Below are 23,144 nucleotides of genomic sequence, written 5' to 3' on the forward strand. Positions count from 1 at the left end.
GAGGCGTCCGCTAGTCCACAGCGGCGGCGAAACTTTAAGCCAATATGCTCATCTGTTCTTCCTTCACTTCGCCCCCAAGCGGCTCTCCGGCGATCAGCCGCCGCAGCTCGTCGATCGCGAACTGCCCGAGACGCTTTACGCCGTTGTTGACCGCGCCGGCCAGATGCGGGGTTATGATGCAATTGGGCAAACTGCGCAAAGGATGGTCGGCAGCCGGCGGTTCCGGATCGGTCACGTCTAGGCAAGCGAATAGTCGGCCTTGCCGCAATTCGTCGGCCAGCGCCCCTTCGTCCACGATCGATCCGCGCGCTGTATTGATCAAGATCGCATCGTCCTTCATCCAGCCGAGACGCTCGCGATTGAACATTTTGTACGTTTCCGGAATGGACGGGGCATGAATGGAAACGACATCGCTCCTTCGCAGCACCTCCTCCAGCTCCGCCTTGACCGCCCCCATCGCCTCGGCCTGTTCCGCCGTCAACACGGGATCGTATACGAGGGTCGTCACTTCGAAATTGCGCAGCAGCCGAACGTAGTGCGCGCCGGCCTTGCCGGCCCCGATTACGCCTACCGTTACCCGGTACAGCTCCCGGACGCGCCCTCTGCCTTCGCTCCATTTCCCGTTGCGCGTATCCTGCGACAGCCGCCACATTTCCTTGAGCGAAGCGATCGTCATCCCGAGCGCCGTCTCGGCCACGCCGATCCCGAGCGGGCCATTGCCGCTCGATACCCGGATGCCCCTGCTCCACAAGTCGGGAGTGACGATGCCCTTGACCGTTCCGGCCGCATGGATGACCGCCTTGAGCTCCGGGGCGACCTCCAATATGTCGCGGGGAAGCGACGGGCAGCCCCACGAGGTGATGGCATAATCGGCCCCTTCCAACAGCCGTTTCAATATCTCCGGCCGGGGGACGCCGGGCTGATCGTTTCTCGCGACGTCTCCGATGTCGGCCAGCTGCCGCCAATGCGAATCGTCAAAAATCCGTTGCTGGATGTTCGGCTCCGCCAGTATGGCAATTTTAACTCCCATGCTTCTCCACTCCGTCTCTTTGTATGTGTGCATTTCTACTGCTTTTCCCACTCGGCGATCAACGTTCTGATCTGCTGGTCCAACGGCCATTTGGCTTCCGGCTTGACGGAAGATTCGAACGCCGTGTTGTGGAGATGCTTGAGGAAGTCGCGCAAATGCTTGACCCCTTGATCGTCGCGCCGTTCTTCATGGTGGTGCACGGCCTGCCGCAGGGAGCTCGCCAATTGCGCCTGAACCGGTTGCGGAATTTGACCGGCGAGCGAGGCCCGCGCAAGGATTCCGGAGACCGTCCCCTCGTCCGTGGGCAGCGTGTATTTCCACAGATCCGCATCGTTCGACATATAGAAATTGCCGTACAAATCTTGTGTCAAGTAATTCCCGGCCCCGCTCTTGATGACTACAAACTCCATCGTGTCCGGCTTGATCATGAAAAACCTTTTGCCCACATGCGTCCCGTATACGTTGCCGTCCGTCCCGATCTGCAGGAAGGCGTCCGCCCAGACCGTCTGCGACGCGCCATACCGTCCCAGCTTCACCTGATTGTAGACGATTTGCCGGGTAACCGGATCGAACTTGAATATATAGTCTTCGGCCACACCCCAAATCAGACCGTCCGGTCCGGCCAGAAGCCCGCTGACCGCCTTCCGCCCGGGAGCCGGAGCGATCTCGAACACTTTCGTGTTGGTCGCCGTATCGAACACGAACAGCATGCCGCTCGTCTCCGTCGGCCCGCTCGTGCCGAGCCCTCCGTATATCGTCGTTCCGCCGTAAATGAAGCCGTCCTTGTACACGACGGATACGACGCTCTGATTGGATACGATGTTCCGGAATACTTGCCTTTGTCTCGTCGTGGTATCATATACGGTCAAAGCCCCGCTCAGCGAGCCGTACCCCGGAACCGTGCCGATATACAGCTTGCCCAGCGATTCTACGCCGGCAATCGCAAACGGACGGTCCTGCCCGTCGCCGACCAGCTCGAACAACATGCGCGGGTTGGAGCCGGACGTCCAGGGCGAGGACGGGTCGTACCGGAAAATCCGGGCGTTGCCGTAAATGCCCACATAGACGTCATCGCCCATGCTCGCGATCGTTTCCGCCTGGCCGAACTCGCGGTTTTGCAGAAACGTCCCCGCCTGCGGGTCGTAACCGCCGAAGCCCATCATATACGCGCCCGCATAAACTTTGCCGTCCGGGGCGCCATGGAGGCTGCGGATCAGCGTCGGAGCTCCCGCATTCATGACCCGCTGCAACAACGTTTGCTTGGTCGTCGGATTAAACCGCATGATCTGTCCGCCGTCGCCGGAAGCAAGCATCGTATAGCCGGGCCAGTCCGGATCGTTCAACTGCACGAATTTCGCATCTTGGAAGTTGAACGCCCGCATTGCCGGATCCGCAAACTCCGAAGCGATGGCGCCCGTATCCGCATTGTACGAACGCAGCTGGTAGCCGCCGAAATAAATATGCTGCGGATCCCCCGGCATGGTGACGACTTTGCTCGAGCCGAGCCCGATTCCGCCGTCCGGGTCGAAATAGTCGACCGTCTCCGTAGCCGTGTCGATCACGAGCAAATGGTCGGGCTTGTTCATCTTGACCAGCAGCTTGCCCAGCCCGTACCCCATTGAATAGGGGAACTGGTAATCGGCGTAATGCTGCGGAAGCAGCCCGGCCAATAGCTCCCGCTTGGCCCCAGTCGCCGGATCGATCGCGTACAGTCGGGCCGTCTGCCCGCCCGCGCCGGCATAAAGCGTATCCGTCTCCGGGTTATAAGCAAGCGAGCGGACATAATGCTCGACCGGATCGATTTTGCCGAGATCGCGGATTTGCGACGTCGCCGGGTCGTATTCGTACACGTGCGCGTTCGGGTAAGTGCCTGCATAAATGAGGCCATCCTTGCCTTCGACCAGGTCGAATACATGCGTTTCCTGGCCGAGCCGTCCCAGGTCATCCAGCGTATTGCTTCCCGGAACGTGACGGTACAGCCGGCCGGTATGGTACGTTCCGACATAGACGGAGCCGTCGCTTGCCGCAAGGACCGCCCATGCGCCGTTCACCCCCGGCATGCCGATCGATTTCTTCACTTCGGCGGTGACCGGATCGATCATCACGAATACCGTGCTGTCATTCCCGCCCTTGATGACGGAATAGATGACGTCATGGCCTTGACCGTCCGTGCCGATCGCGCTTCCGTTATTGATGACCGACAGCAGCGGAGAGCCCAAATTTTCGAAAGTTCCCATTTGCCGCATCTCCACTTGGACGTCATCCGCATATCCCGCCCCGAGTCCACCCGCCGACGAATACAGCATAACCGCACCCACGACCGCATCCTGCGGAGCGACGCCGAGCGCCTCGCCCTTCACCCACTGACCGCCGGTGCCGGAGACGGATTGATAGGCAAACCCGACCCGAACGCCTGCCGCGTTGTAAAACTGCATATAGATGGCGATCACGCTTCGCTCCACCAGGAACATCGCCGAAGCGTTATAGCCGGTGCCTGGCACGACGGGAAACTTGCCGCTCTCGACGCCCAGCGCCGCCGAGGCTGAGCTGTCATCCATGCGCAGGCTCGAGCTTCCGCCGTACTTGACGGCATCTGAAATGCCGTAGACGGCTGCGGTCACTCCCTGACCGTATAGTTGCCTCCAGCCGGGAACGCTCCCTCCCGAAGCCGGTTCCTCGAAGCCGCCGTTATAGACCGATACGGCCGGCGAGTCGGCATTGCCGATCCGAACCGTACCGGCAGCCGAAACGATGCAGAGCAGCAAGCACAGCCAGCAAGCGATAACGATCCGAAGCGTTGAGTTGACGAACAACATGGGCTTTACCTTCTTTCAAAATGAAGTGGGCCGCGCCGATTCCGTTTCGGCGCGCAATCCGCTTCCCGCAGGCCGTTCTTGTCCAACTGTCCGCCTTGTCTTTACTTGCTCTTCTCCTTCTCGACCTCGGCCCGCAGCTTCTCTTCCATTTCCCGCAGCGCCGTGTTGATATCGGTCTTGCCTTGGGCGACCGAGATAAACGTATTGGCTACGAGATTTTGCTGCGTCGCACCGGGTACATCGGCCAAACCTTGCTTGCGCTTTTGCGTATAAGGCGTCGGTTCGTAGAAATTGACCGCAGCCATATGTTTGGTGCGATACACCGGATCTTCCGTTCCGAGCACTTTCTCAATATTTTTGTCGGCGAGCGTTGTCGGAATCCCTTTCTTGGAGTCAGCGAGCTGCATCTCGTCGGAAAGCATTGCCACAATGACTTCGAACGACTCCTTCTTATGCTTGCTCGTATTGGAAATGCCCAAATAGGCCGGTCCTCGCTGCGGCGCCAGCTTTGGCGCTCCTGGCAATGTCGGATACGAGACGATGTCCCAGTTCACCTCGGGAGGTATCGTCAAATAGACGCTGTGCTGGTTCGGCATCAAGGCCACATTGCCTTTGGAAAAGGCGACGCTCTCGGCCGTATTGTTCGCTTCCACGACGTTGTTCGGCAGATCGTAAAACCGTTTCAGGTTGGCAAACAGCTGCTGCCATTTGGTCGGATCGGCCAGTTTATCCGCCGCCGGGTCAAGGATCGGCAGAGAGAATTGGTTGTCGCGCAGCGTATTGACCAGATTCGAGCTGAAGCCCCGGTACGTCACGCCGCCTTCCGTCCGGTTCATTTTCCTCGCGATCTCGTACACCTCGTCCCAGGACATGCCGTCCTTCGGATAAGCGACACCGAATTTGTCGAACAAATCTTTGTTGTAGTACAGCACCTGCGGGAAGTAAGGCGGGATCGGCAAGCCGTAAAGCGCCTGCGAACGCCCGGAATCAATCACTTCATCCATGAACACCTTGACGAAGCGTTTCGTATCGTATTTGTAGGATTGAACGTACTCGCTCAAATCGTGCCCGAGCTGCAAATCGAGATAGTTGGTTCGAATCGTCGGGACGTCAAAACGGATAATATCGGGAACTTCGCCCGAGGCGACAAGCTCCGGCATCGTCGTTCCTTTGCCGCTCTGGATATATTCAATCGTAATGTGCGGGAATTTCTGCGTGAGCATCGCCCGAAACCGGTCCTCGAATTCTTTGGCCGTCACCCCGCCGCCCCAAATTTTCATCGTAAACGGTTCTTTCTTCTCTTCGGTCCCTTGCCCGGACGGCTTTCCTTGCTCCTTGCCGCCGCATCCGGATACCAGTACCGCCGCCGCTACAAGCATCGCGGCCCAACTGCCCTTCATTCCCATAGCCCTTTCCTCCAGCTTCGCATTTTTCTGTCTGTTCCCCTTCATTTCCGGTCAGCCCGATTTATCGGGATACCTTTGCGGCTTGCCTCCTCTCTCTTCGATTTTTGAGTGTAGATCACGGATTGCACTTGTTCTGATTCATACTGGTTCTTTATAATTTCTACTTCATTTTAGGAAGCGCTTTATATTTTGTCAACTGGTTCATAATGAATAATCCAAAAAAACCTCGATGAAATAAAGTGAGTTTGTCATTAAACCTTGTAATTTCAAGGTTTGTATCATTGAATATACTAGGGTGCTTAATTATTACCGAAGCCCGATCCCATTTGCGCCGATGAAAAACATAAATATTCATCTTGAATTCTGGTTTTTATTATATTATAAGTGAACCAGTAAATAAATAAATTAACTCTTCCACGAAGCCGATAGCAATAAGAAAAGTCGTCCGGGATGACGCCCTGACGGTCCTATGGTATGTAAACCCAACGTGTTGTCTTGATTAGAATTCACAACACGACTTCAAAGGCGGCCTAGTGTGATTTTGGCAGGCTTCTTGCCATATTCACACCGAGTGTGATTTTGCGAGCTTCCCTGCCAAATTCACACCGAAACTTTACTCTCCCATACCATTTCCTCTTGGAGTTACTTCTGGAGTTACTTCTGGAGTTACTCTACTCCCAGAGACCCTTTCGCTTCAATGAACCAAACTTGCTTATTTATGAACCTCTTTGCGCTATTTGGCGCAACTTCTCAGCAATTCAGAGGATAATGAACCTGAAGTAACTATTACCGAACTTAAGTTCAGTAATAGTAACATTTAGTTCGTTATTCGCTGGATTCGCCCTTTTGACAAGTAAATAGCGCAATAGAGTTCAGTAATAGTGAAGTTTGGTTCGTTCCAGGGCAGTATCCGAATAAGGAAAACGTCTATCGACGTATTTCAAGGATGAGCGACCGCGATTTAGAGGAAGTTTTTCTTGGTTCAGAATGTCGCTGTTCACTTTATCGCTTTAGCGAACTTAAACATCCTGAAACGTTAAAAGGAAAGCTTCTAATCGAAGCCTTTTCGATGATGTACATCCGTGGTTTAGCGGCAGCTTATTCTTGGTTCAGAAACTCGCACTTCGATTTAACACTTTAGCGAAGTTAAAATTTCTGAATCGATGAAAAAGGCGGAAACGGAAAAGCCCCGGACCATGCGGCAATGCCGACGATCCGGAGCTTTCGTTCCATCCGATATTTAAATGTCTCAACCTCGATAACCGACGTTCTCGATCACAAGGGCCACTCCCTGCCCGCCGCCGACGCAGAGCGCGGCGAGTCCGTAGCGCTTATTCCGTCTCCTCAGCTCGTAGGCCAGCGTCAGTGCGACCCGTGCGCCACTCGCGCCGACCGGATGGCCGATCGCGATCGCCCCGCCGTTCACGTTCGTCTTGCCGCGGTCCAACCCGAGCTCCTTCTCCACGGCTAAATATTGGACGGCGAACGCTTCGTTGATTTCGACCAAGTCCATATCAGCGACGGTGAGCCCGCTTCGGCTCAGCGCCATTCGGGCGGCCGGAACAGGGCCGAGTCCCATCACGTTCGGGTCGACCCCGGCGATCCCCCATGCCGCTATGCGCGCAAGCGGCTTCCTGCCCCGAAGCGAGCTTTCGCCGGCAATGACGAGTGACGCCGCCCCGTCATTGATGCCGCTCGCATTGCCGGCGGTCACGGTGCCGTCCTTACGAAAGGCCGGCTTCAGCCTCGCCAGCTTCTCCGCCGATGTATCCGCGCGGATCAATTCGTCCTGCTTAGCCTCCGTGCTCCCGCCGCGAGTCTGTACTTCGACCGGGACGATTTCTTCCGCCAGTATGCCCGCAGCCGTCGCGGCAGCCGCCCGGGCATGGCTCGACGCCGCATATTCGTCCTGCTGTTCCCGCGTGATGCCGTACCGGTCGGCCAAATTTTCCGCCGTCACGCCCATACCGCAGCCGATATAGCTGTCCGTCAGCGTGCTCATCAGCATATCCTCGAGCTGGATCGCGCCGAGCTTCATCCCCCCGAAGCGGCTGACGAAATCGGCATGAGGCGACTGGGACATGTTCTCGGTGCCTCCCGCCAGCGCCACGCCGGACTCGCCCAGCCGGATGCTCTGCGCAGCGGAAATGATCGCCTGCATGCCCGAGCCGCACAGCCGGTTCACGATCATCGCCGGTACCTCGATCGGAACGCCCGCCTTCAAGGCGATATGTCTGGCCGTATAAGCGGCATTCGAATGGGATTGGATCACGTTGCCGTATACGACTTGATCGATCTCGCCCGCTTCCGCACCGGCCCGGCGCAGCGCTTCCGTCGCGCTGATCAGCCCCAGCTCCGTGGCGTTCAGCTTCACGAACGATTGGCCGAACCCGCCGAAGGGCGTCCTTGCCCCCTCCAAAATATACACTTGCTCGCTCATGTCGATTTCAGCTCCCTCTTAAGCTTGATCAGATGCATGAAATTCCGGTCCCGCCGTTCGACGGTGCTTACCCGGCTGTGCCCGTCCCCGTAATCGTAAAAGCCGCTCCCGCTTTTCACGCCGAGTTTGCCGTTATGCACATTGTCCCGGATCGGTTCAGGTGCCGTCAAGCCGTTGTCCAGCGTCGGAAACAGATTGCCCGCCACCTTCTCCCAAATGTCCAGGCCGCCGAAGTCGGTAATTTCGAACGGCCCGTTGATCGCCCACCGGAGCCCCGGCCCTTCCTTCATCGCCCGGTCGATTTGCTCCGCGTCCGCCACGCCGCTCGCGAGTAGATGGCACGCTTCCCTCAGCACCGCGGCCTGCAGCCGGTTCGCGATAAAGCCGGGGCAGTCTTTTTTCAAGACTACCGGTTCTTTACCGCAATGAACGAGCACGTCGATCAACCGGCCCGCCAAGTCCGTACGCGTGCCGGGAAGCTTCACAATCTCCACCAACGGAACGAGAAGCGCCGGATTGAAAAAATGCGCGATGACGAACCGTTCGCCGAACGGCTGCCCCTCAGCCAACGCTTCCAGAGCCAGCGAGGACGTATTGGACGCAACCAACGCGTCGGCCCCGAGGAACGGAGCGATCGCTTTGTATATCTCCCGCTTGATCGCGATATTCTCCGGTCCCGCCTCCAAGATCAGGTCAGCTCCCTGCACCGCTTCCTTCATCTCGTCCGTAAGCCGCAGCAAACTACTGACCCTCTCCCAAGCTTCACCTTCATTCGGCCATTCGCGGATATGCAGCCGACTGCTGCGGGCAATCGCCTCTTGCGCCTTATCCAGTGCCTGCCGATCCGGGTCGTACAGCACGACCGGTATCCCGAAGCGGGCGAACAGCTGAGCCAAACCGCTTCCCATCGTACCTGCTCCGAGTATGGCTATTTTATGGAACAAGTTGATTCCCCCCTACCCTGCCTATTCGCATAAGATTCTTATCACTGGGCCGTATAGCCTCCGTCGATTACGATCGCCTGACCGGTAACGCCTCTCGCCTTCTCGGAAGCCAGAAACACTGCATAATCCGCTATCTCGTCGACCGCAAGCAGCCTACGCTGAGGGACGAGCGGATAAATGACCTCCTCCAGCACGCGCTCCTCCTCGATTTGCCGGGTAGCGGCCAAATCCTTGAGCTGATTGCGCACGAGGGGCGTATCCACGTATCCCGGACATAAAGCGTTCACCGTGATGCCGTACGCCGCGCTCTCCAGCGCCGCCACCTTCGTCAGCCCGATCAGTCCGTGCTTCGCACTGTTATATGCCGCCTTCCCGGCGAAGCCGACCACTCCGTTGATCGAAGCGATATTGATCACGCGGCCGAAGCTCTGCCGCTTCATCGCCGGGAATACGTGCTTGATCGCCAGGAACGGGGCGGTCAGCATCAGCTTGATCATCTGCTCGAACTTGTGCGCCGGAAAATCTTCCAGCATCGCGACATGCTGCATGCCGGCGTTATTGATAAGCACATCGAGCGTACCGTAATGCGAATAGGCAAAATTCAGCGCCTTCGCAAGCTCGCTTTCGTCGGTCACGTCGCAGGGAACGCCTGCGCACTCCAGCCCTTTCGCAGCTATTCGGGAAGCGGCCTCCTCCACTTTGGCCCGATCGATATCGCTCAGGACGACTTTGGCTCCGTGCTCTGCGAACACCTCGCCGATGCGGAAGCCGATGCCGCCGGCCGCCCCCGTGACGAACACAACTTTGTTATGCAGCATGCGGTTCTCTCCTTATCAGTTATCGTCCGACAGGGTGTGTTGTCAGTAAGCATCCATTCGTACTGCGTTATGAATAAGCAGCGTCGGTTCAACGGTTGCCTGCACCTGCTCCACGGTACAACCGGACGCCACCTCGCGCAGCAGCAGCCCGCTTGCGGTCACATCCATAACGGCCTTATCCGTAATGATGCGGTGTACGACCTGTTGGCCGGTAAGGGGCAAGCTGCACCGGTTCAATATTTTGGGCTGGCCTTGCTTGGTCGTGTGCTCCATGACGACGATGACTCTTTTCGCCCCGTGGACGAGATCCATCGCCCCTCCCATCCCTTTGACCATGCGGCCCGGCACCATCCAATTGGCCAAGTCGCCGTCGCCGGACACTTCCATCCCGCCCAGAATGGCCAAATCGACATGTCCGCCGCGAATCATCGCGAACGATTCGCTGCTGTCGAAGAAAGCCGCTCCGGTTATGGCGGTTACCGTTTCTTTACCGGCGTTGATCAGATCCGGATCGACCTCGTCCTCGGACGGATACGGGCCGATTCCGAGCAATCCGTTCTCGGATTGCAGCATGACGTTCATCCCTTGCGGAATGTAATTGGCAACTAGCGTCGGTATTCCGATACCGAGATTGACATAATAGCCGTCCATCAGCTCGCGGGCCGCGCGTTTGGCGATTTTTTCCCGCAGCGCCTGAATGGGATCGTGTCCGTTAGCGTTCATTGAAGCGCTTACCCCCTCGTCGTCCGTTTTTCGATTCGTTTCTGCTGCGCGCCGACAACAATCTTTTGAACGTAGATGCCCGGTGTGTGGATCGAATCGGGCTCCAGATCGCCCACCTCGACCAACTGCTCCGCCTCGGCGATCGTCACGGTTCCCGCCGCCGCCATGACCGGATTGAAGTTTCGCGCTGTCTTCCGGTAAACGACATTGCCCATACGATCCGCCCTCCACCCGCGGATAAGGCTGAAGTCCGCCTTCAGCGCGGTTTCGAGCAGATAAGAGCGGCCGTTGAACTCCCGCACCTCCCGGCCTTCGCCTACAGGCGTACCGACTCCGGCAGGAGTGTAAAAGGCCGGAATACCCGCACCGCCGGCCCGAATCCGCTCGGCCAACGTTCCTTGGGGCACGAGCTCCACCTCAAGCTCGCCGGACAACAGCTGCCTCTCGAACTCCTTGTTCTCGCCGACGTAGGAGCCGATCATTTTCTTGATCTGCTTGCCGCGCAGCAACAGTCCCAATCCCCAATCGTCGACTCCGCAATTGTTGGAAATCACCGTCAAATCTTTCACGCCCGACTGCGCCAACGCCATAATCAAGTTTTCCGGAATGCCGACCAATCCGAACCCCCCGACCATGATGGTACATCCGTCCCGAATTTCCGACACCGCTTCGCCGAAGTCGGCGTAAACCGGCTTGCCCATACGATCACTCCTTTTTTCGAATGCTTCATGAAATGTATAAGCAAAAATTGTGCCAATGATGAAAGCTTGCGGTTTTCCCCCGATGGCGGGCTATGTTAAGCTGCGGAAATGTCATGATTCCATAATATCGGAAGATTCATTCCGGAATTTTGGAAAGTCTCCGGGAGAGGCGAGAACGAGTCGCACTCGTGCATGCTCGGGAGGGGTAACGCTCTTGACTAGTGCGGTCAGTTTAAATGTCCTTGCAAACAAAAAAACGCCCCCGCTTCATCGAATGATGAATAGGGACGTTCTTCGCCGCTTTGCGCTCATTATAGCTTAACCGAGAAGCGACTCGCAAACGCTCGGCGTCAAGCCTTCTCCGCCATAGCTGACCAACGGGGATATTTCGATATCGCGGCCCTTCAGCCGGTGCGCGGGCACCCCCGCTTGCTCCAGCCATCTCCGGTGCAGGTCGAACAGAAGTCGGCGGGCGCTCTCCGGGCTATCTTCGCCGTCTTTATTTTTGACCGGGGCGAACTCTTCCTCCCGGCGAATATTCAGCACGGTCATCCGCTCGATGAGAGGGAAAAAGTCGAAAATAAACCGCTCGAATTTGTATGCGTTCGGCCGCTCCGGAACGACCGGCTCGCCTTCCACGTTAACCGACTTGATCTTCTTGTGCGCCGCGTGATAAGCGATATCCGCCTCTGCATGCTCTTCCATAAAATCGGCGCGAAACAGATGAATCGAAAGGTTGCCCAAGCCGTAGACGAGCCGGCCGTTACGATCCGTTTCGACCATGAGCTCCTTCGGCACCTCCGTATATTCGACCACCGCCGGGCGGCCGTCGCGCAAGCATAGAATGCCGACCTTCTCCTCGGGGTGCGACTTCTCCGCCACTTTAGTGGCAATCGGATGATTGTAGTGCGCGGCGATGCCTACAAACAGCGGATCGGCGATTTGGATCAAGGCATTATCGACATTGTAGTAAAAGACCCACTCGACGCCTCTTCGCCGCATGTCCGCCAAAGCGCCGGATTGCTTCGCCGATCGAAACGCGTCCCCGTTCCCGCTCGGAGCCATGGCGATTTCGTCCTTCGCCGAAAGGACGATGCGGCCGTCCGGATCGAGAGCGGGCAGCACATTTTGCCGGAAAAAGAAAATGTCTTCCTTCGCATATCCGAAATATCCGGACGATTCAAAAAACTGTACGGTCTCCCGTTCGTTATCCGGACTCGTCATCACATACCACGGGATCGGCCGCCCCGCTCTCCGCGAAACATTCAGCAAGCGCTCGGCTTGCAGCTGGAACAACGATTTCCCGGACGGGAGCCCGATATCGTACGTTCCCTTCGGCCCCTCGTGCCCGAGACGGCTCCCTTGCCCTCCGGCCACGACAAACGCGCCGACTTTGCCTTGACGAAGCAGCTCCCAGCCTTTCCGGATGAAATGCTCCCGCTCCTGCTCGCCGAATGCAGCCGCGTCGTAAGCCTCGATCGGCGTTATCGCGCCGGATATCGCTTTGTCGGGATTCGCGGCTTCTCTCGCATGCCACGAAAGGCCGGCAATCGCGGCAAAATCGATCTGCTCGATTTGTCTAAGCAGCTTGGACTTCGACGATTCGGACAAAGTCTCGTAATAACGAAGCAAATGCTCTTGTCCGTACGAGCTTGCCAGTTGACTGAGTCGGTTATACAAATGATCCACGAATACCTCCGTCATTTACTCGTTATGAATATCGTACTGCTCGCACTTCTGGTACAAGCTGGATTTGCTCATTCCGAGCAGAACCGCCGCCTTCTGCTTGTCCCCTGCAGCCTCAGCAAGCGCTTCGCGCAGCAGCATCTTCTCATGCTCCGCCATCCGTTCCTTCAAAGTTTGCCCCGTCGCCGGTCGTTCCGGCTTATCCCGCTGTCCCGCGCTATCGTCGCCGGCCTTCAACCGCCCGCCTCCGGCCGAAGCGGCATTCACCTCCGCAGGCAGCGCCGACCGGCCGATCGTCGTCCCCTCCATCATGTACAAGGCGCGCTCCACGACGTTGCGCATCTCGCGCACGTTGCCGGGCCATTCGTAGCCGGTCAGCAAAAGTTCGCACTCCGCGTCAAAGCCGGACGCGCGGATGCCGGTCTCCTTTGTCAGCTGCCGCAGCAGCGCTTCGAGAAGAATCGGAATGTCTTCCCTGCGCTCCCGCAGCGACGGTATGTTTAGGGGCACCACATGCAGGCGGTAATACAAGTCTTGGCGGAACTTGCCTTCCCGTACGAGCTGCCCCAAATCGACGTTCGTAGCCGCAATCACTCTCGCATCGACAGGCTCCGGGCGGTCTCCGCCGACAGGCTCGATCTCCTTCTCCTGCAGCACCCGGAGCAGCTTGACCTGCTGGGGGAGCGACAGCTCGCCGATCTCGTCCAAAAGAATCGTCCCTTTATGGGCAAGTGCAAACTTCCCTTTCTTGCCCGATCGTTTAGCCCCCGTAAACGAGCCTTCCTTGTAGCCGAACAGCTCGGATTCGAACAGCGTCTCCGGAATAGCCGCACAGTTGACGGCGACGAACGGACCGAAGCGTCGGTTGCTTTCCCGGTGGATCGCATGGGCGAACAGCTCCTTCCCCGTCCCGCTCTCGCCACTGATCAGGACGGTACTGTCGCTTTTGGCGACTTTAATCGCGAGCGTCTTCAGCTTCTTGATCGATTCGCTTGCGCCGACGATATGCTCCAGTCCGTATTTGGCTCCTGTCGTCTCCCGGGCTTTGGCATCGTTATAGTGCAGATGGGATTGGATTTCCCGGTACTTCGAATTCATCTCGAACAGCCGGTCGATATGCTGGAACATGATTTTGCCGACGACGGCGATCAATTCCCCGTTATGCCAGATCGGGATGCGGCTCGCGATCATCCATTGCCCGCGAATTTGCTGAAGATCGGCGATTTCCGCCTTGCTCGTCTCCGCCACGATATGCAGACGCGTATTCGGTATAATCTCGGTGACATGCTTGCCGATCATATCGGACATCTCTACTTGCAGGAAGGAGGCGTACGCCCGGCTTGCGGTCAGCACGATTCCTTGAGGATCGGCGATGACGATGCCTTCATAGGCGTTTTCGAGGGCGAATTGATACAGCGCCAGCTCTTTCTCGGCTTGGGCCGCTTTCGCTTCCGCCTGCCGGATCAGCCGGTGCACCCAGCGGCCTTTGGAAATTTTCATACTCGGTCACATCCCTGCTGATTGGCGTTTGCGAGCCATACATGAGCCGAAGGCTGCTTTCTCCATTGTATAACGATTCACTCTGTATCGGTAAGAAAAACCCGTCGGGAAAAATGCCCGGACGGTCATGCAAACCGAACGTTAGTGCGTTGGGAGAGTGGAGTTATTTCGTAGTGTCTTCTACTCCCAAAGGCCCTTTCTTCATTAATGAACCAAATTTGTTTAATAGTAGACTTCTCTGCGCTATTTGGCTCCACTTCTCGGTAATTGGAGGAATAACAAACCTAGAGTAACTATTACTGAACTTAAGTTTGCTAATAGTAAAACTGGGTTCGTTATTCGCTGTATTCGACCACCTGATGCGCAAATAGCGCATTAGAGTTCAGTATTAGAGAAGTTTGGTTCGTTCAAGCCTATTTCCAAAAAGGGTCACCCTTTCGCATAGTATTTAAAAAAGACGCCGATCCCCAGCGCCTCTCTTACCAACTATTGACCCGTTTCCAAATAGAGCGCGGTCTCGCCGTCAAGCCGCAAATCCCCGGCCCTGCAGCTGTCCGTCAATTGCTCGGCCGTATGCGAGCCGATGATCGGGAATACGGGGAACGGCTGAGTGAACAAGTAGGCGAGCGCCACCGCCGAAGGCGTCTCATTCAATCGGGAAGCGACCTCCCGTACCCGATCGAGTCTGCCGAAGTTCGTATCGCTAAAGTATACTTTGCCTACAGACGACTGCTTGCGCTGATCCGCCTCGTCCCGCCCGTAACGGCCTCCGAAAAATCCGCCCGCCTGAGCCGAGAACGGAACAAGCGCCATGTCGGTCCGGGCATGGTACTGTCTCGTCTCTTCATCCAGCACGACGATCGTCTTGTCCGACATGTTGTCCGTATTCGGCGCGGCGAGACTCCACATGATCTGGCTGGCGCAAAATCCCGGCTTGCCCTTCCCGGCCGCGATCCGCTGCACTTCCTCGATTCTCGGAAGCGTCCAGTTCGAGCAGGCGAAGTGGCGGATTTTGCCGGCTTCGGCCGCATCCAGCAGGACGTCGAGTATTTCTTCCGCCGGCACATTCGGGTCGTCCCGATGAAGCCAGTACAAGTCGATGCATTCCGTCTGCAGGTTGCGCAGGCTGCCGTGCAGGTCGTGCATTATATCGTCGCGGGTCAGGCGGAAGAAGTGCTCCTTCGTCGGACATGCTCCTTTCGTACCCACTACGATGCGGTTCCGGTTGCTTCTCTCCTTCATCCACTTGCCGATCGTCTTCTCGCTGATGCTCTTGATTTCGCAAGCCCAGTCCGCGTAATTGTGCGAAGAGTCGAGGAAATTCCCGCCGAGCTCCACGAACAAGTCCAGCAGCCGGAACGATTCTTCTTCATTCAGTTTGCTTCCTATGGACGCGGTCCCCATACAGATGGAAGACGCGTTCAGCCCGGTATTCGGTATCGCCGCATATTTCAACGCTCCGGCCTCCTTCCGATTCAACTGCATACGCCCATCATAGCAGACAAAATCTGGTTTGAGAACCGTTCAACGATTGCCGGAACCATGTTGTTTCGAATACAGCTCTTTATAGTAGCCGTTCCGCTCCATCAGGCTTTGGTGGCTGCCGCTTTCGATAATCTCTCCGTCCTTCATGGCATATATCGTATCGGCATTTATAACCGTGGATAGCCTGTGAGCAATCATAACGATCGTTTTATCTCGGTCAATCTCATTGATCGATTGCTGAACCAGCTTCTCGCTTTCGTTGTCAAGCGCGCTCGTCGCCTCGTCCAGGATGAGCAGCGACGGATTTTTAAGAAACACGCGGGCAAGGGCGATGCGCTGCTTTTGGCCGCCCGACAGCTTAATCCCTCTTTCGCCGATTTCCGTATCGTAGCCGTTCTTAAGCGGTGAAATAAAATCGTGCGCATAAGCTTTGGTCGAAGCGGCGATCATTTCCTCGTCCGTCGCGTCCAGCTTCGCCATTTTGATATTGTCTTTGATGGAAGAGCTGAACAGGAAGCTTTCCTGCGTAACGATCCCCATATGATCCCGGAGGCTTGCCAGCGAATAGTCCTTAATATTGACGCCGTCTATCCGGATTTCCCCTTCGTTCGCATCATACATCCGGATCAGCAGCTGCAGCAGGGTGCTTTTGCCGCCCCCGCTTTCGCCGACGAAAGCATACGTTTTCCCTTTCTCAATCGTAAACGATACGTTTTTAATGACGGGGCTATGTCCGTTGTATGAGAACGAAACGTCCCGGAACTCGATGCGATCCGCAAACCGCTTGAATTCCACCGCATTTTCTTTTTCTTGAATCGTAGACGGAACGCGGAGGAAATCGAATATTCGTTGCAAAGCGACCGTACCTTCCGTTATGGCGGGAAAGGCTTGAACCAATGCGATGACCGGACTTCTCATTTTATCCACGTAGGCGAAAAACGCGATCAAGCTGCCGATCGTCAAGCTGTCGTCTATAACGAAAAGACTGGCGATCAGAACGACAATGAAGGGGGTCATGTCGCTTAACACGTTCACGGAAGCCAACATGATCGCATTCAGCCTGGCATGCTTATCCGTCAATACCTCGTAACGGTTCAAATGCCGGTCTAGCTCTTCTTTGTCCCGCTTCTCCGATGCGAACAGCTTCGATATAAACGCGCCTTGGATTTTCTCGAAAATAAACCCGCTTAACACCGAGCGGTAATTCATCATGCTTCGCGTTGTCGTTTTAAACCTTTTGGACAGAACATGGGCCAACCCGAATTGAAAGCCTACCAGCAAAACGGCCAGTACGGTTAGCTTGGCGTTTAACGTCGTCATGGCGGCGATGACGAACAGCAGCACGATCAGTTCAATCCAGACGTTCGCCATAACCGCCGTCATAAAACCTCTTACTTTCTCGATATCGTCAAAAAAACGAGTCCCGATTTCACCGCTTTTATTGTCCGCGAAGTACTTTGCATCCAGGGAGTGCACTTTTTGAAAAGCGTCTTTGCGAAGCGCTTTGATCGTATTGTTGTTGGCCCGATGCAGACAAAATTGTCGCACGTACTCCATCGGCGTCCGGATGAATAGGAACACGACAAGCATCGAGACGGCGATGAACAACAGCTGCTCCAATTTTTCCGTGCGGGTGAACGCTTCGTTCTGCAGCAAATGATCGAAAATGTATTTGATGATCAAAGGAACGGCGAGCGGGATCAGGAACCGGAACAAGCTCCCGACGAACGCCCATGCATACAGCTTCGTTTCCTTCCTCGCATAGGCCATAAACGGCTTTAATACCGATGACGCCGACCCGGTGCGATGAGGTTCGGACCCTTGTTTGGATAACGCTTTAGGGAGCAGCAATTCGAGTTTCATTTTATCCCCCATACAATACTTATGTAAGGTATAATGTAGACCGACTAACGTTCTATTCGGAACTTCCCCGGAACAATCTTTTGTCGATATAACCGATCAGAAGCGCTATACCGATTATGGACACGACGATAACACACGTATACACGATGATTCGAGCTATAAACCTGAACATTCGACTTGCTCCTCTATTTGGGTTCCAGCCGTTAACCGGCATTCGAATAGCAGCTGCTTACGGAACATGGACGACATAGGATGAAGTGAACACCCGGCCTTCTCTTTGAAACTGTCCCCATATTTTGTAAATCCCGCTCTTCGGAAATGTCGTCTCGAAAATCGCGTCAGGCCCCGTTCCTTGCCCGTCCAGCGCATGGACGTGAACATAACGCTCCCCGTCCTCGGTCAAAATGACCACATGCCCGATCGAGCCTAAATAGGGCTCGAGGTCGGCAACCGGCTGCCCGGTCGCACTGTCCGCAATCGAGAACTTCAGCGTCAGTTCTTTGTTGGCCTCCAGCTGATCGATCGAAAGCTTGACCCTGTTCCCCTCGAAAACGTTGTCCAGCTTCGCATCCGGGATGACCGGAGCCGGTGCCGCGCTTGCTCCTTCGACCCGCACCCAAGCCATTTTCGTCATGGAGCTGCCGCGGGTCGGCTTAAAATCGGCAATCAGCCTGTATTCGCCCCCCGCGGGGAAGCGATTCGCGATCTCGAACATGCCGTTCCCTTTATATTCAGGATGAATGTGATTGAAGTAAGATAAATCTTTGCTGATGACGATCAGATGAAGCAGCTTCTCGTGACTCACATCGAACTCGTCGATCCGGGCGCCGTCCTTCTTCTTGATTTCGAGTCGAATCCGCTTCTCCACGCCCGATCCGGACACTTGACTGCCGTCAAGCGTCCATTCCGCAGTTACTTCGTCCGTCAGTATCGTATGACTGACGGCGGATACTTCTTCGTTATCCCATGCCGGCTTGGACCCGCAGGCCGACAGGAGCACGGACATCAACAGGATGGACACGATCATCATTCGTTTACTCATATCGAAGCGCCTCGCTTAACCGGGTTTTGGCCGCTCTGGATGCCGGGGTAAGACTGGAAATCAAGCTGATCAGGATGCCGAACAAGCCTACGAGCACTATGATGATCCAGGAAACGGTAAATGTATAGCTCAAGGAGTTGATCTCCAGGAAAGTGGAGGTAAGATAGATCAATACTACGCCGAAGACGCAGCCGATCACGGTGGCCGTAATCCCGATGCCCAGCCCTTCGAATAGGATCATTCGGATCACTTGGCTGCGCGTAACGCCAACCGCGCGCATCATCCCCAGTTCACGAATCCGCTCCATAATATTCATGAGCAGCGTATTCGTAATTCCGATGCTGGAGATTACGATAGATAGGAGAATAAGAGCGTTGACCACGGAGAATGCACCTGTATACGCACCGCTAATGACCGAAACCGCATCTTCCGGCCCGAACATCGTTTCGATCCTTTCCCCGAATTGATTAAAGATGTTTTCCCTCAATTGCAGCGGGGTCGTATTCGGATCTTTGATGACGAGCGCATTCCGTTCATACTTAAGCCCGAAGCTGTCACTAAAATGACCTTTGCCCATAAAAGCGCCGTAACCGCCATGCTTCATCGTTTCGACAACCGCGACCACGGTGAACGCCTCGACGCCATGAAGCGTCGTAAGCTCAATCTTTTCCCCTATCTTGCCGCCCCACACTCCATAGGCACTCTTATCCAGAATGATTTCATTCTTGTGCAGCTGCTTGATCATATCGCTATGCTTGCTCCCTGACGCGACGAACAGCGGGAACCGATCCGCCCACTCTTCCCCTACCCCGTAAACGGGCAGCTTCCGTTTCTGATCGTGCATCATCCAGATGGCCGAATATTGGGGGTACGTTTGTGCCTCGGCCACGCCTTGAATGTTTCTCAGCTGCTCCAAATCCGTTTTCTCAATATGATGTAGATGGATATCCAGGTTTCCGCCGTAGGAGGAATAAATGACTCTTTCGAAAGTCTGGATGAGCGCGGAGTTCAGCGAGCTCACCATGACGACCATCGTAATGCCCAGACAAAGGACGACGGAAGTCATCGCCGTGCGGCCCCGATTCCGGTTTAAATTGCTCGCGGCCATCTGACCGCTGAAGCCGAACAGCAGCCGGTAGACCGGACTTAACAGAAAGACGAACATGCTAAACAAATACGGGAACACCAGAACGACACCGATCATCAAAGGGACGATTACGATCAAATGGTGGATGAAAAATCCCGACGCAATGAGCAATGCTCCGATGACACCCTGCCACTTGTTCCGGGACGCCCCCCCGGTCCGGTTTTCCTTCAACGCCTCGATCACCCCGACCTTGCCCGCCTGGCGGATCGGATACAGCGCAGCCGCTACGGGAACGAGCGTGCCGGCAAGGACGGAGACGGCAATGGCTTTGGCTAGCATGATGCTTCCGTCGTCCACGACGCCGAACACTCGGAAGATGAGGCTCTTTAATCCGATGGCGAGCCCGTATCCGAACAATAGACCGACGGCGGTACCGATGATGGAAAGCAGCAATACCTCGAACAAGACAAACGCCTGCAGCTGCTCGGGCGTGTACCCGATCGTCTTGAGTGCGGCGAATTCGTTCCTTCTCTCTTTAATGCTGACGTACATGGAGTTGAAAATGATAAACGCGCTCAGCGCTATCCCCAGCGCCCCGGCAAAATACAGCGCGAGAAAGAACGTATCCGCTTCTTTGAGGGAATCGAAATCAAGGATGACGGGCTGCATATAAATATTGCCGTAACGTTTGACGAGCTCATCCACCTGCCGCGCTGCAGCGCTCCGATCCGATTCGTGCGCGGACTTGATCTGCACGTTCTCGATTTTCCCTTGCAGCCCGAACCAATCCTGGACAACGCTCAGAGGTACGGCCACCGACCACGGATGATACTTGGCCATCCCCCAGCTGTTGGGAGCCATCAGTTCGCCTGTATACTTGATGATGGCGGATATCGGAATCTCTCTTCTCCCATTGTCCGTGTCGAAGGAAAGCGTGTCGCCGACGTCGGATTTCCATACTTTCGCCGTCCGGTCCGTAATGATGGCGCCGCCCGCCGTCAGGCTCCCTTTGATCACTTTGAAATCCGTAACCGGCGTATCCAGTTTGCTGTACCCGGTCAGATCGACTCTTTTCTGAATCGAGGAAATTTCCTCCTGTTCGAGATGCAGCTTCGTATTTTGCTTTAAAACCGCGATAGAAGCCGTTTGCTTCATGTTCTCGACTTCTTTATGCACCTCTTCCGAGAAATACGCTTCCGTACCGTTAATGTTAAAATCCGCTTTGCCGAATACCGCCTTCAAATACAGCGGAAATGCTTTCTTGGCTGAATCTACGGAAGCAATTACCGCAAACGTGGAAGCAACTCCGATGACAATGGACAATAGAGTAAGCAGTGTCCGCAGCTTGCGCCGCATTAAATTACGCCATGCCGTCTGCCACAGATTCAATTCCAGTCCCCTCCGTCCGGTCCATCCTGCACGACTTCCCCGTCCCGGATCATGATGATCCGATCCGCCGTTTTCGCCGCATGCCGATCATGCGTCACCATCACGATGGTGATTTGTTCTTCCTTGTTCAGCCGCGACAGAAGCTGCAGAACGCCTTCTCCGTTTTGCCGATCCAGATTGCCCGTCGGTTCGTCCGCCAGTATAAGGCGCGGCTTCATCGCGAGCGCCCTCGCGATCGCCACGCGCTGCTGCTGCCCTCCGCTTAGCTGCGACGGGAAGTGGGATTGCTTCCCTTCCAGATTGACGTCCTTCAGCAGCTGCTGGACTCTCGCTTGGATGTCCGCCTTGGGGGCTTTATTGGCCGCCATGGAAAGGCCGATGTTCTCGGCCACGGTCATCATCGGCAGCAGCTGATAATTTTGGAACACGAAGCCTACTTTCGTCCGGCGGAACAGCGTTCTCTGCTTCTCGTTCAGCTCGTTCAGCCGAACCCCGTCGACGGTAATTTGTCCGGACGTCGGAAGATCGAGGCCCCCGATCAATTGCAGCAGCGTACTTTTGCCCGAGCCGCTCGGCCCCATTATGGCGATGAACTCCCCTTTCTTGATGCGAATATCGTTTGGCTTCAAGGCGGGGAAATTACCCGCGTCCAAAGCGAACACTTTGGATACTTGGTCAAGGCTGATCATTTGTTTCGTCCTCCCTATTGATTGCGAATGCATCTGATTGGCATGAAACCATCATAATGCAGATCCGGACACGTCAACGCGCAAACGAATTACGTGCACACGCAAATATTTGCGGACTCCGCGCAATTTGCTTCGCTTTTTTTTGGGTATAGGCCGGAGAAATGACTATAACGGAACAATCCTTTATTTGCCAAAACAAGTAATGATACAATGGCCTTGGTAGAAGTAGGAATTTCGCCAAACGCATTCAATTTTCAGAGAGGTGATCTTGCGAATGAACGATTCGAAGCTGCACGAAGGTACGCCGGAGCAAGTCGGGATGCGGTCGGTGCGAGTGGACTATTTGGAGAACAGAGTGAAGCAGTGGGTTGAGGAGGGAGCGACGCCGGCTGCCGCTATGCTGGTAGCGAGGAAAGGGGTGATCGTTTCCCACAACGCCTACGGTCCGTTGACTCCGGATGAAGGGGCGCCGCGTTTGGAGAAAGATTCGTTATTTCCTCTCGCTTCGTTAACGAAACCGCTCACGGCCACTTGCATCATGATACTCGTTGAGGACGGGAAATTGGATTTATTCGATCCGGTGAATCGGTTTATACCCGAATTTATCGGGGAGGAGAAGGCGGCCGTCAACCTCCATCATCTGCTCACGCATACATCGGGCTTGCGCCCGGACGATGTGCGCGAGTTTGTGATCAAGCAGGAGCAGGAAGGGGTTGTTGTTCCCGAACCGGAGCCGACGTCGCATCCGAATGGGCATAAATATTTATATCTCGGCTATGGAACTCCGCTGTGGAAACCGCCCGGGACGGAGATGCGTTACTTGGATTATGGCTACCAGCTGCTAGGCGAAATTGTCAGACGTGTAAGCGGACAATCGCTGCAGCATTTTGCCGCAGAACGCATTTTTGCACCGCTTGGGATGAAGGATACGTTTTACACAGTCCCGGATGCGTGGTTTGGAAGAGCGGTCAGAAGAGAGGAGAGCTTGGTAGGGGGCAAATGGTTCGGCACACCCGCAGCACTGCGGGATCCGTCGGCTTCCGGGGGTGCCTATTCGACCGTGATGGATATGGCCATTTTCGGGCAAATGTTTTTGAACGGCGGTCGCTACGGCAATACGCGAATACTAAGTCCGATCACCGTACGCGAAATGGTGAAAAACCAAATTCCCGGCGTTCCCGCCACTTCCAACGGAATTGTTTTCAGAGAAGGCTCATGGGGCTACGGCTGGAACGTGCGCAGCATGAAGCAGGATGACAGCGGCTGCTTGCGATCGGCACGTGCGTATGATCATGGCGGAGCAGGCGGAGTCAGACTGCTGATCGAGCCTGAATATGATCTGCTGTGGGCGTATTTTCCGATTGTGACGGATAAGCTCTATACACGCAATTTATTCCATAACATGGTTATGAGCTGCATCGACGAGTGAACTCGTTCAGCCAAGGCTGAACATCGGGGAATCAGATGGAGACACACGAAATCCCGCCAAAGTGAAGAGAAGCTTCAAAGCTAATTCCGAGTACTT

At 55.4% G+C, this 23,144-nt stretch carries 16 protein-coding genes; 1 reads left to right on the forward strand and 15 read right to left on the reverse strand.

All coding sequences use genetic code 11. From position 1 onward, the window contains the following. Positions 1-34: 34 nt before the first annotated feature. From FE783_RS22660 to FE783_RS22730, 15 genes are all read right to left on the reverse strand, one after another. Positions 35-1,030, reverse strand: a complete 996-nt coding sequence (locus FE783_RS22660; RefSeq protein ID WP_158301982.1) for a hydroxyacid dehydrogenase — start codon at positions 1,028-1,030, stop codon at positions 35-37. A gap of 35 nt (positions 1,031-1,065) precedes the next feature. Then, positions 1,066-3,846: an FIMAH domain-containing protein gene (locus FE783_RS22665; protein WP_138881672.1), complete on the reverse strand. Its 2,781-nt coding sequence runs from the start codon at positions 3,844-3,846 to the stop codon at positions 1,066-1,068. Between the two features lie 101 nt (positions 3,847-3,947). Then, on the reverse strand, positions 3,948-5,297 hold the full coding sequence (locus FE783_RS22670) for an ABC transporter substrate-binding protein (protein WP_138881673.1): 1,350 nt from the start codon (positions 5,295-5,297) through the stop codon (positions 3,948-3,950). Between the two features lie 1,204 nt (positions 5,298-6,501). Continuing rightward, complete coding sequence (locus FE783_RS22675) at positions 6,502-7,692, reverse strand: acetyl-CoA C-acyltransferase (RefSeq protein WP_138881674.1); 1,191 nt, start codon at positions 7,690-7,692, stop codon at positions 6,502-6,504. Further along, positions 7,689-8,636 (reverse strand): 3-hydroxyacyl-CoA dehydrogenase family protein, encoded by a 948-nt coding sequence (locus FE783_RS22680; RefSeq protein ID WP_138881675.1) that lies wholly within the window; start codon positions 8,634-8,636, stop codon positions 7,689-7,691. The genes FE783_RS22675 and FE783_RS22680 overlap by 4 nt, the downstream gene beginning before the upstream one ends. 41 nt (positions 8,637-8,677) lie before the next feature. Beyond that, positions 8,678-9,454 carry a 3-hydroxybutyrate dehydrogenase gene (locus tag FE783_RS22685; protein WP_138881676.1) on the reverse strand — a complete coding sequence of 259 codons (777 nt, stop codon included), beginning with the start codon at positions 9,452-9,454 and terminating at the stop codon, positions 8,678-8,680. Positions 9,455-9,496: 42 nt separating this feature from the next. Next, a complete protein-coding gene (locus FE783_RS22690) occupies positions 9,497-10,177 on the reverse strand; it encodes a CoA transferase subunit B (RefSeq protein WP_202916238.1) in 681 nt (226 codons plus the stop codon). An 8-nt stretch (positions 10,178-10,185) separates the two neighbouring features. After that, positions 10,186-10,878 carry a CoA transferase subunit A gene (locus FE783_RS22695; protein WP_138881677.1) on the reverse strand — a complete coding sequence of 231 codons (693 nt, stop codon included), beginning with the start codon at positions 10,876-10,878 and terminating at the stop codon, positions 10,186-10,188. 318 nt (positions 10,879-11,196) lie between these two features. After that, the gene (locus FE783_RS22700) at positions 11,197-12,567 is read right to left on the reverse strand and encodes a UTP--glucose-1-phosphate uridylyltransferase (protein ID WP_238403205.1); all 1,371 of its coding nucleotides are present in this window, start codon (positions 12,565-12,567) and stop codon (positions 11,197-11,199) included. Positions 12,568-12,582: 15 nt separating this feature from the next. Beyond that, on the reverse strand, positions 12,583-14,064 hold the full coding sequence (locus tag FE783_RS22705; RefSeq protein WP_138881679.1) for a sigma-54 interaction domain-containing protein: 1,482 nt from the start codon (positions 14,062-14,064) through the stop codon (positions 12,583-12,585). A gap of 486 nt (positions 14,065-14,550) precedes the next feature. After that, on the reverse strand, positions 14,551-15,519 hold the full coding sequence (locus FE783_RS22710; protein WP_158301983.1) for an aldo/keto reductase: 969 nt from the start codon (positions 15,517-15,519) through the stop codon (positions 14,551-14,553). Positions 15,520-15,588: 69 nt separating this feature from the next. Then, positions 15,589-17,412 (reverse strand): ABC transporter ATP-binding protein, encoded by a 1,824-nt coding sequence (locus tag FE783_RS22715; RefSeq protein ID WP_138881681.1) that lies wholly within the window; start codon positions 17,410-17,412, stop codon positions 15,589-15,591. A gap of 229 nt (positions 17,413-17,641) precedes the next feature. Next, the gene (locus FE783_RS22720; protein ID WP_138881682.1) at positions 17,642-18,454 is read right to left on the reverse strand and encodes a hypothetical protein; all 813 of its coding nucleotides are present in this window, start codon (positions 18,452-18,454) and stop codon (positions 17,642-17,644) included. Beyond that, a complete protein-coding gene (locus FE783_RS22725; RefSeq protein ID WP_138881683.1) occupies positions 18,447-20,930 on the reverse strand; it encodes an FtsX-like permease family protein in 2,484 nt (827 codons plus the stop codon). The genes FE783_RS22720 and FE783_RS22725 overlap by 8 nt, the downstream gene beginning before the upstream one ends. Then, positions 20,927-21,619: an ABC transporter ATP-binding protein gene (locus FE783_RS22730; protein ID WP_138881684.1), complete on the reverse strand. Its 693-nt coding sequence runs from the start codon at positions 21,617-21,619 to the stop codon at positions 20,927-20,929. Before FE783_RS22730 ends, FE783_RS22725 begins: the two co-directional genes overlap by 4 nt. 274 nt (positions 21,620-21,893) lie before the next feature. Between FE783_RS22730 and FE783_RS22735 the strand changes: the two genes are divergently transcribed. Continuing rightward, complete coding sequence (locus tag FE783_RS22735; protein ID WP_138881685.1) at positions 21,894-23,048, forward strand: serine hydrolase domain-containing protein; 1,155 nt, start codon at positions 21,894-21,896, stop codon at positions 23,046-23,048. The last annotated feature ends 96 nt before the right edge of the window (positions 23,049-23,144 follow it).

Source organism: Paenibacillus mesophilus (assembly GCF_005938385.1).
Classification (GTDB): Bacteria; Bacillota; Bacilli; order Paenibacillales; family NBRC-103111; genus Paenibacillus_AB; species Paenibacillus_AB mesophilus.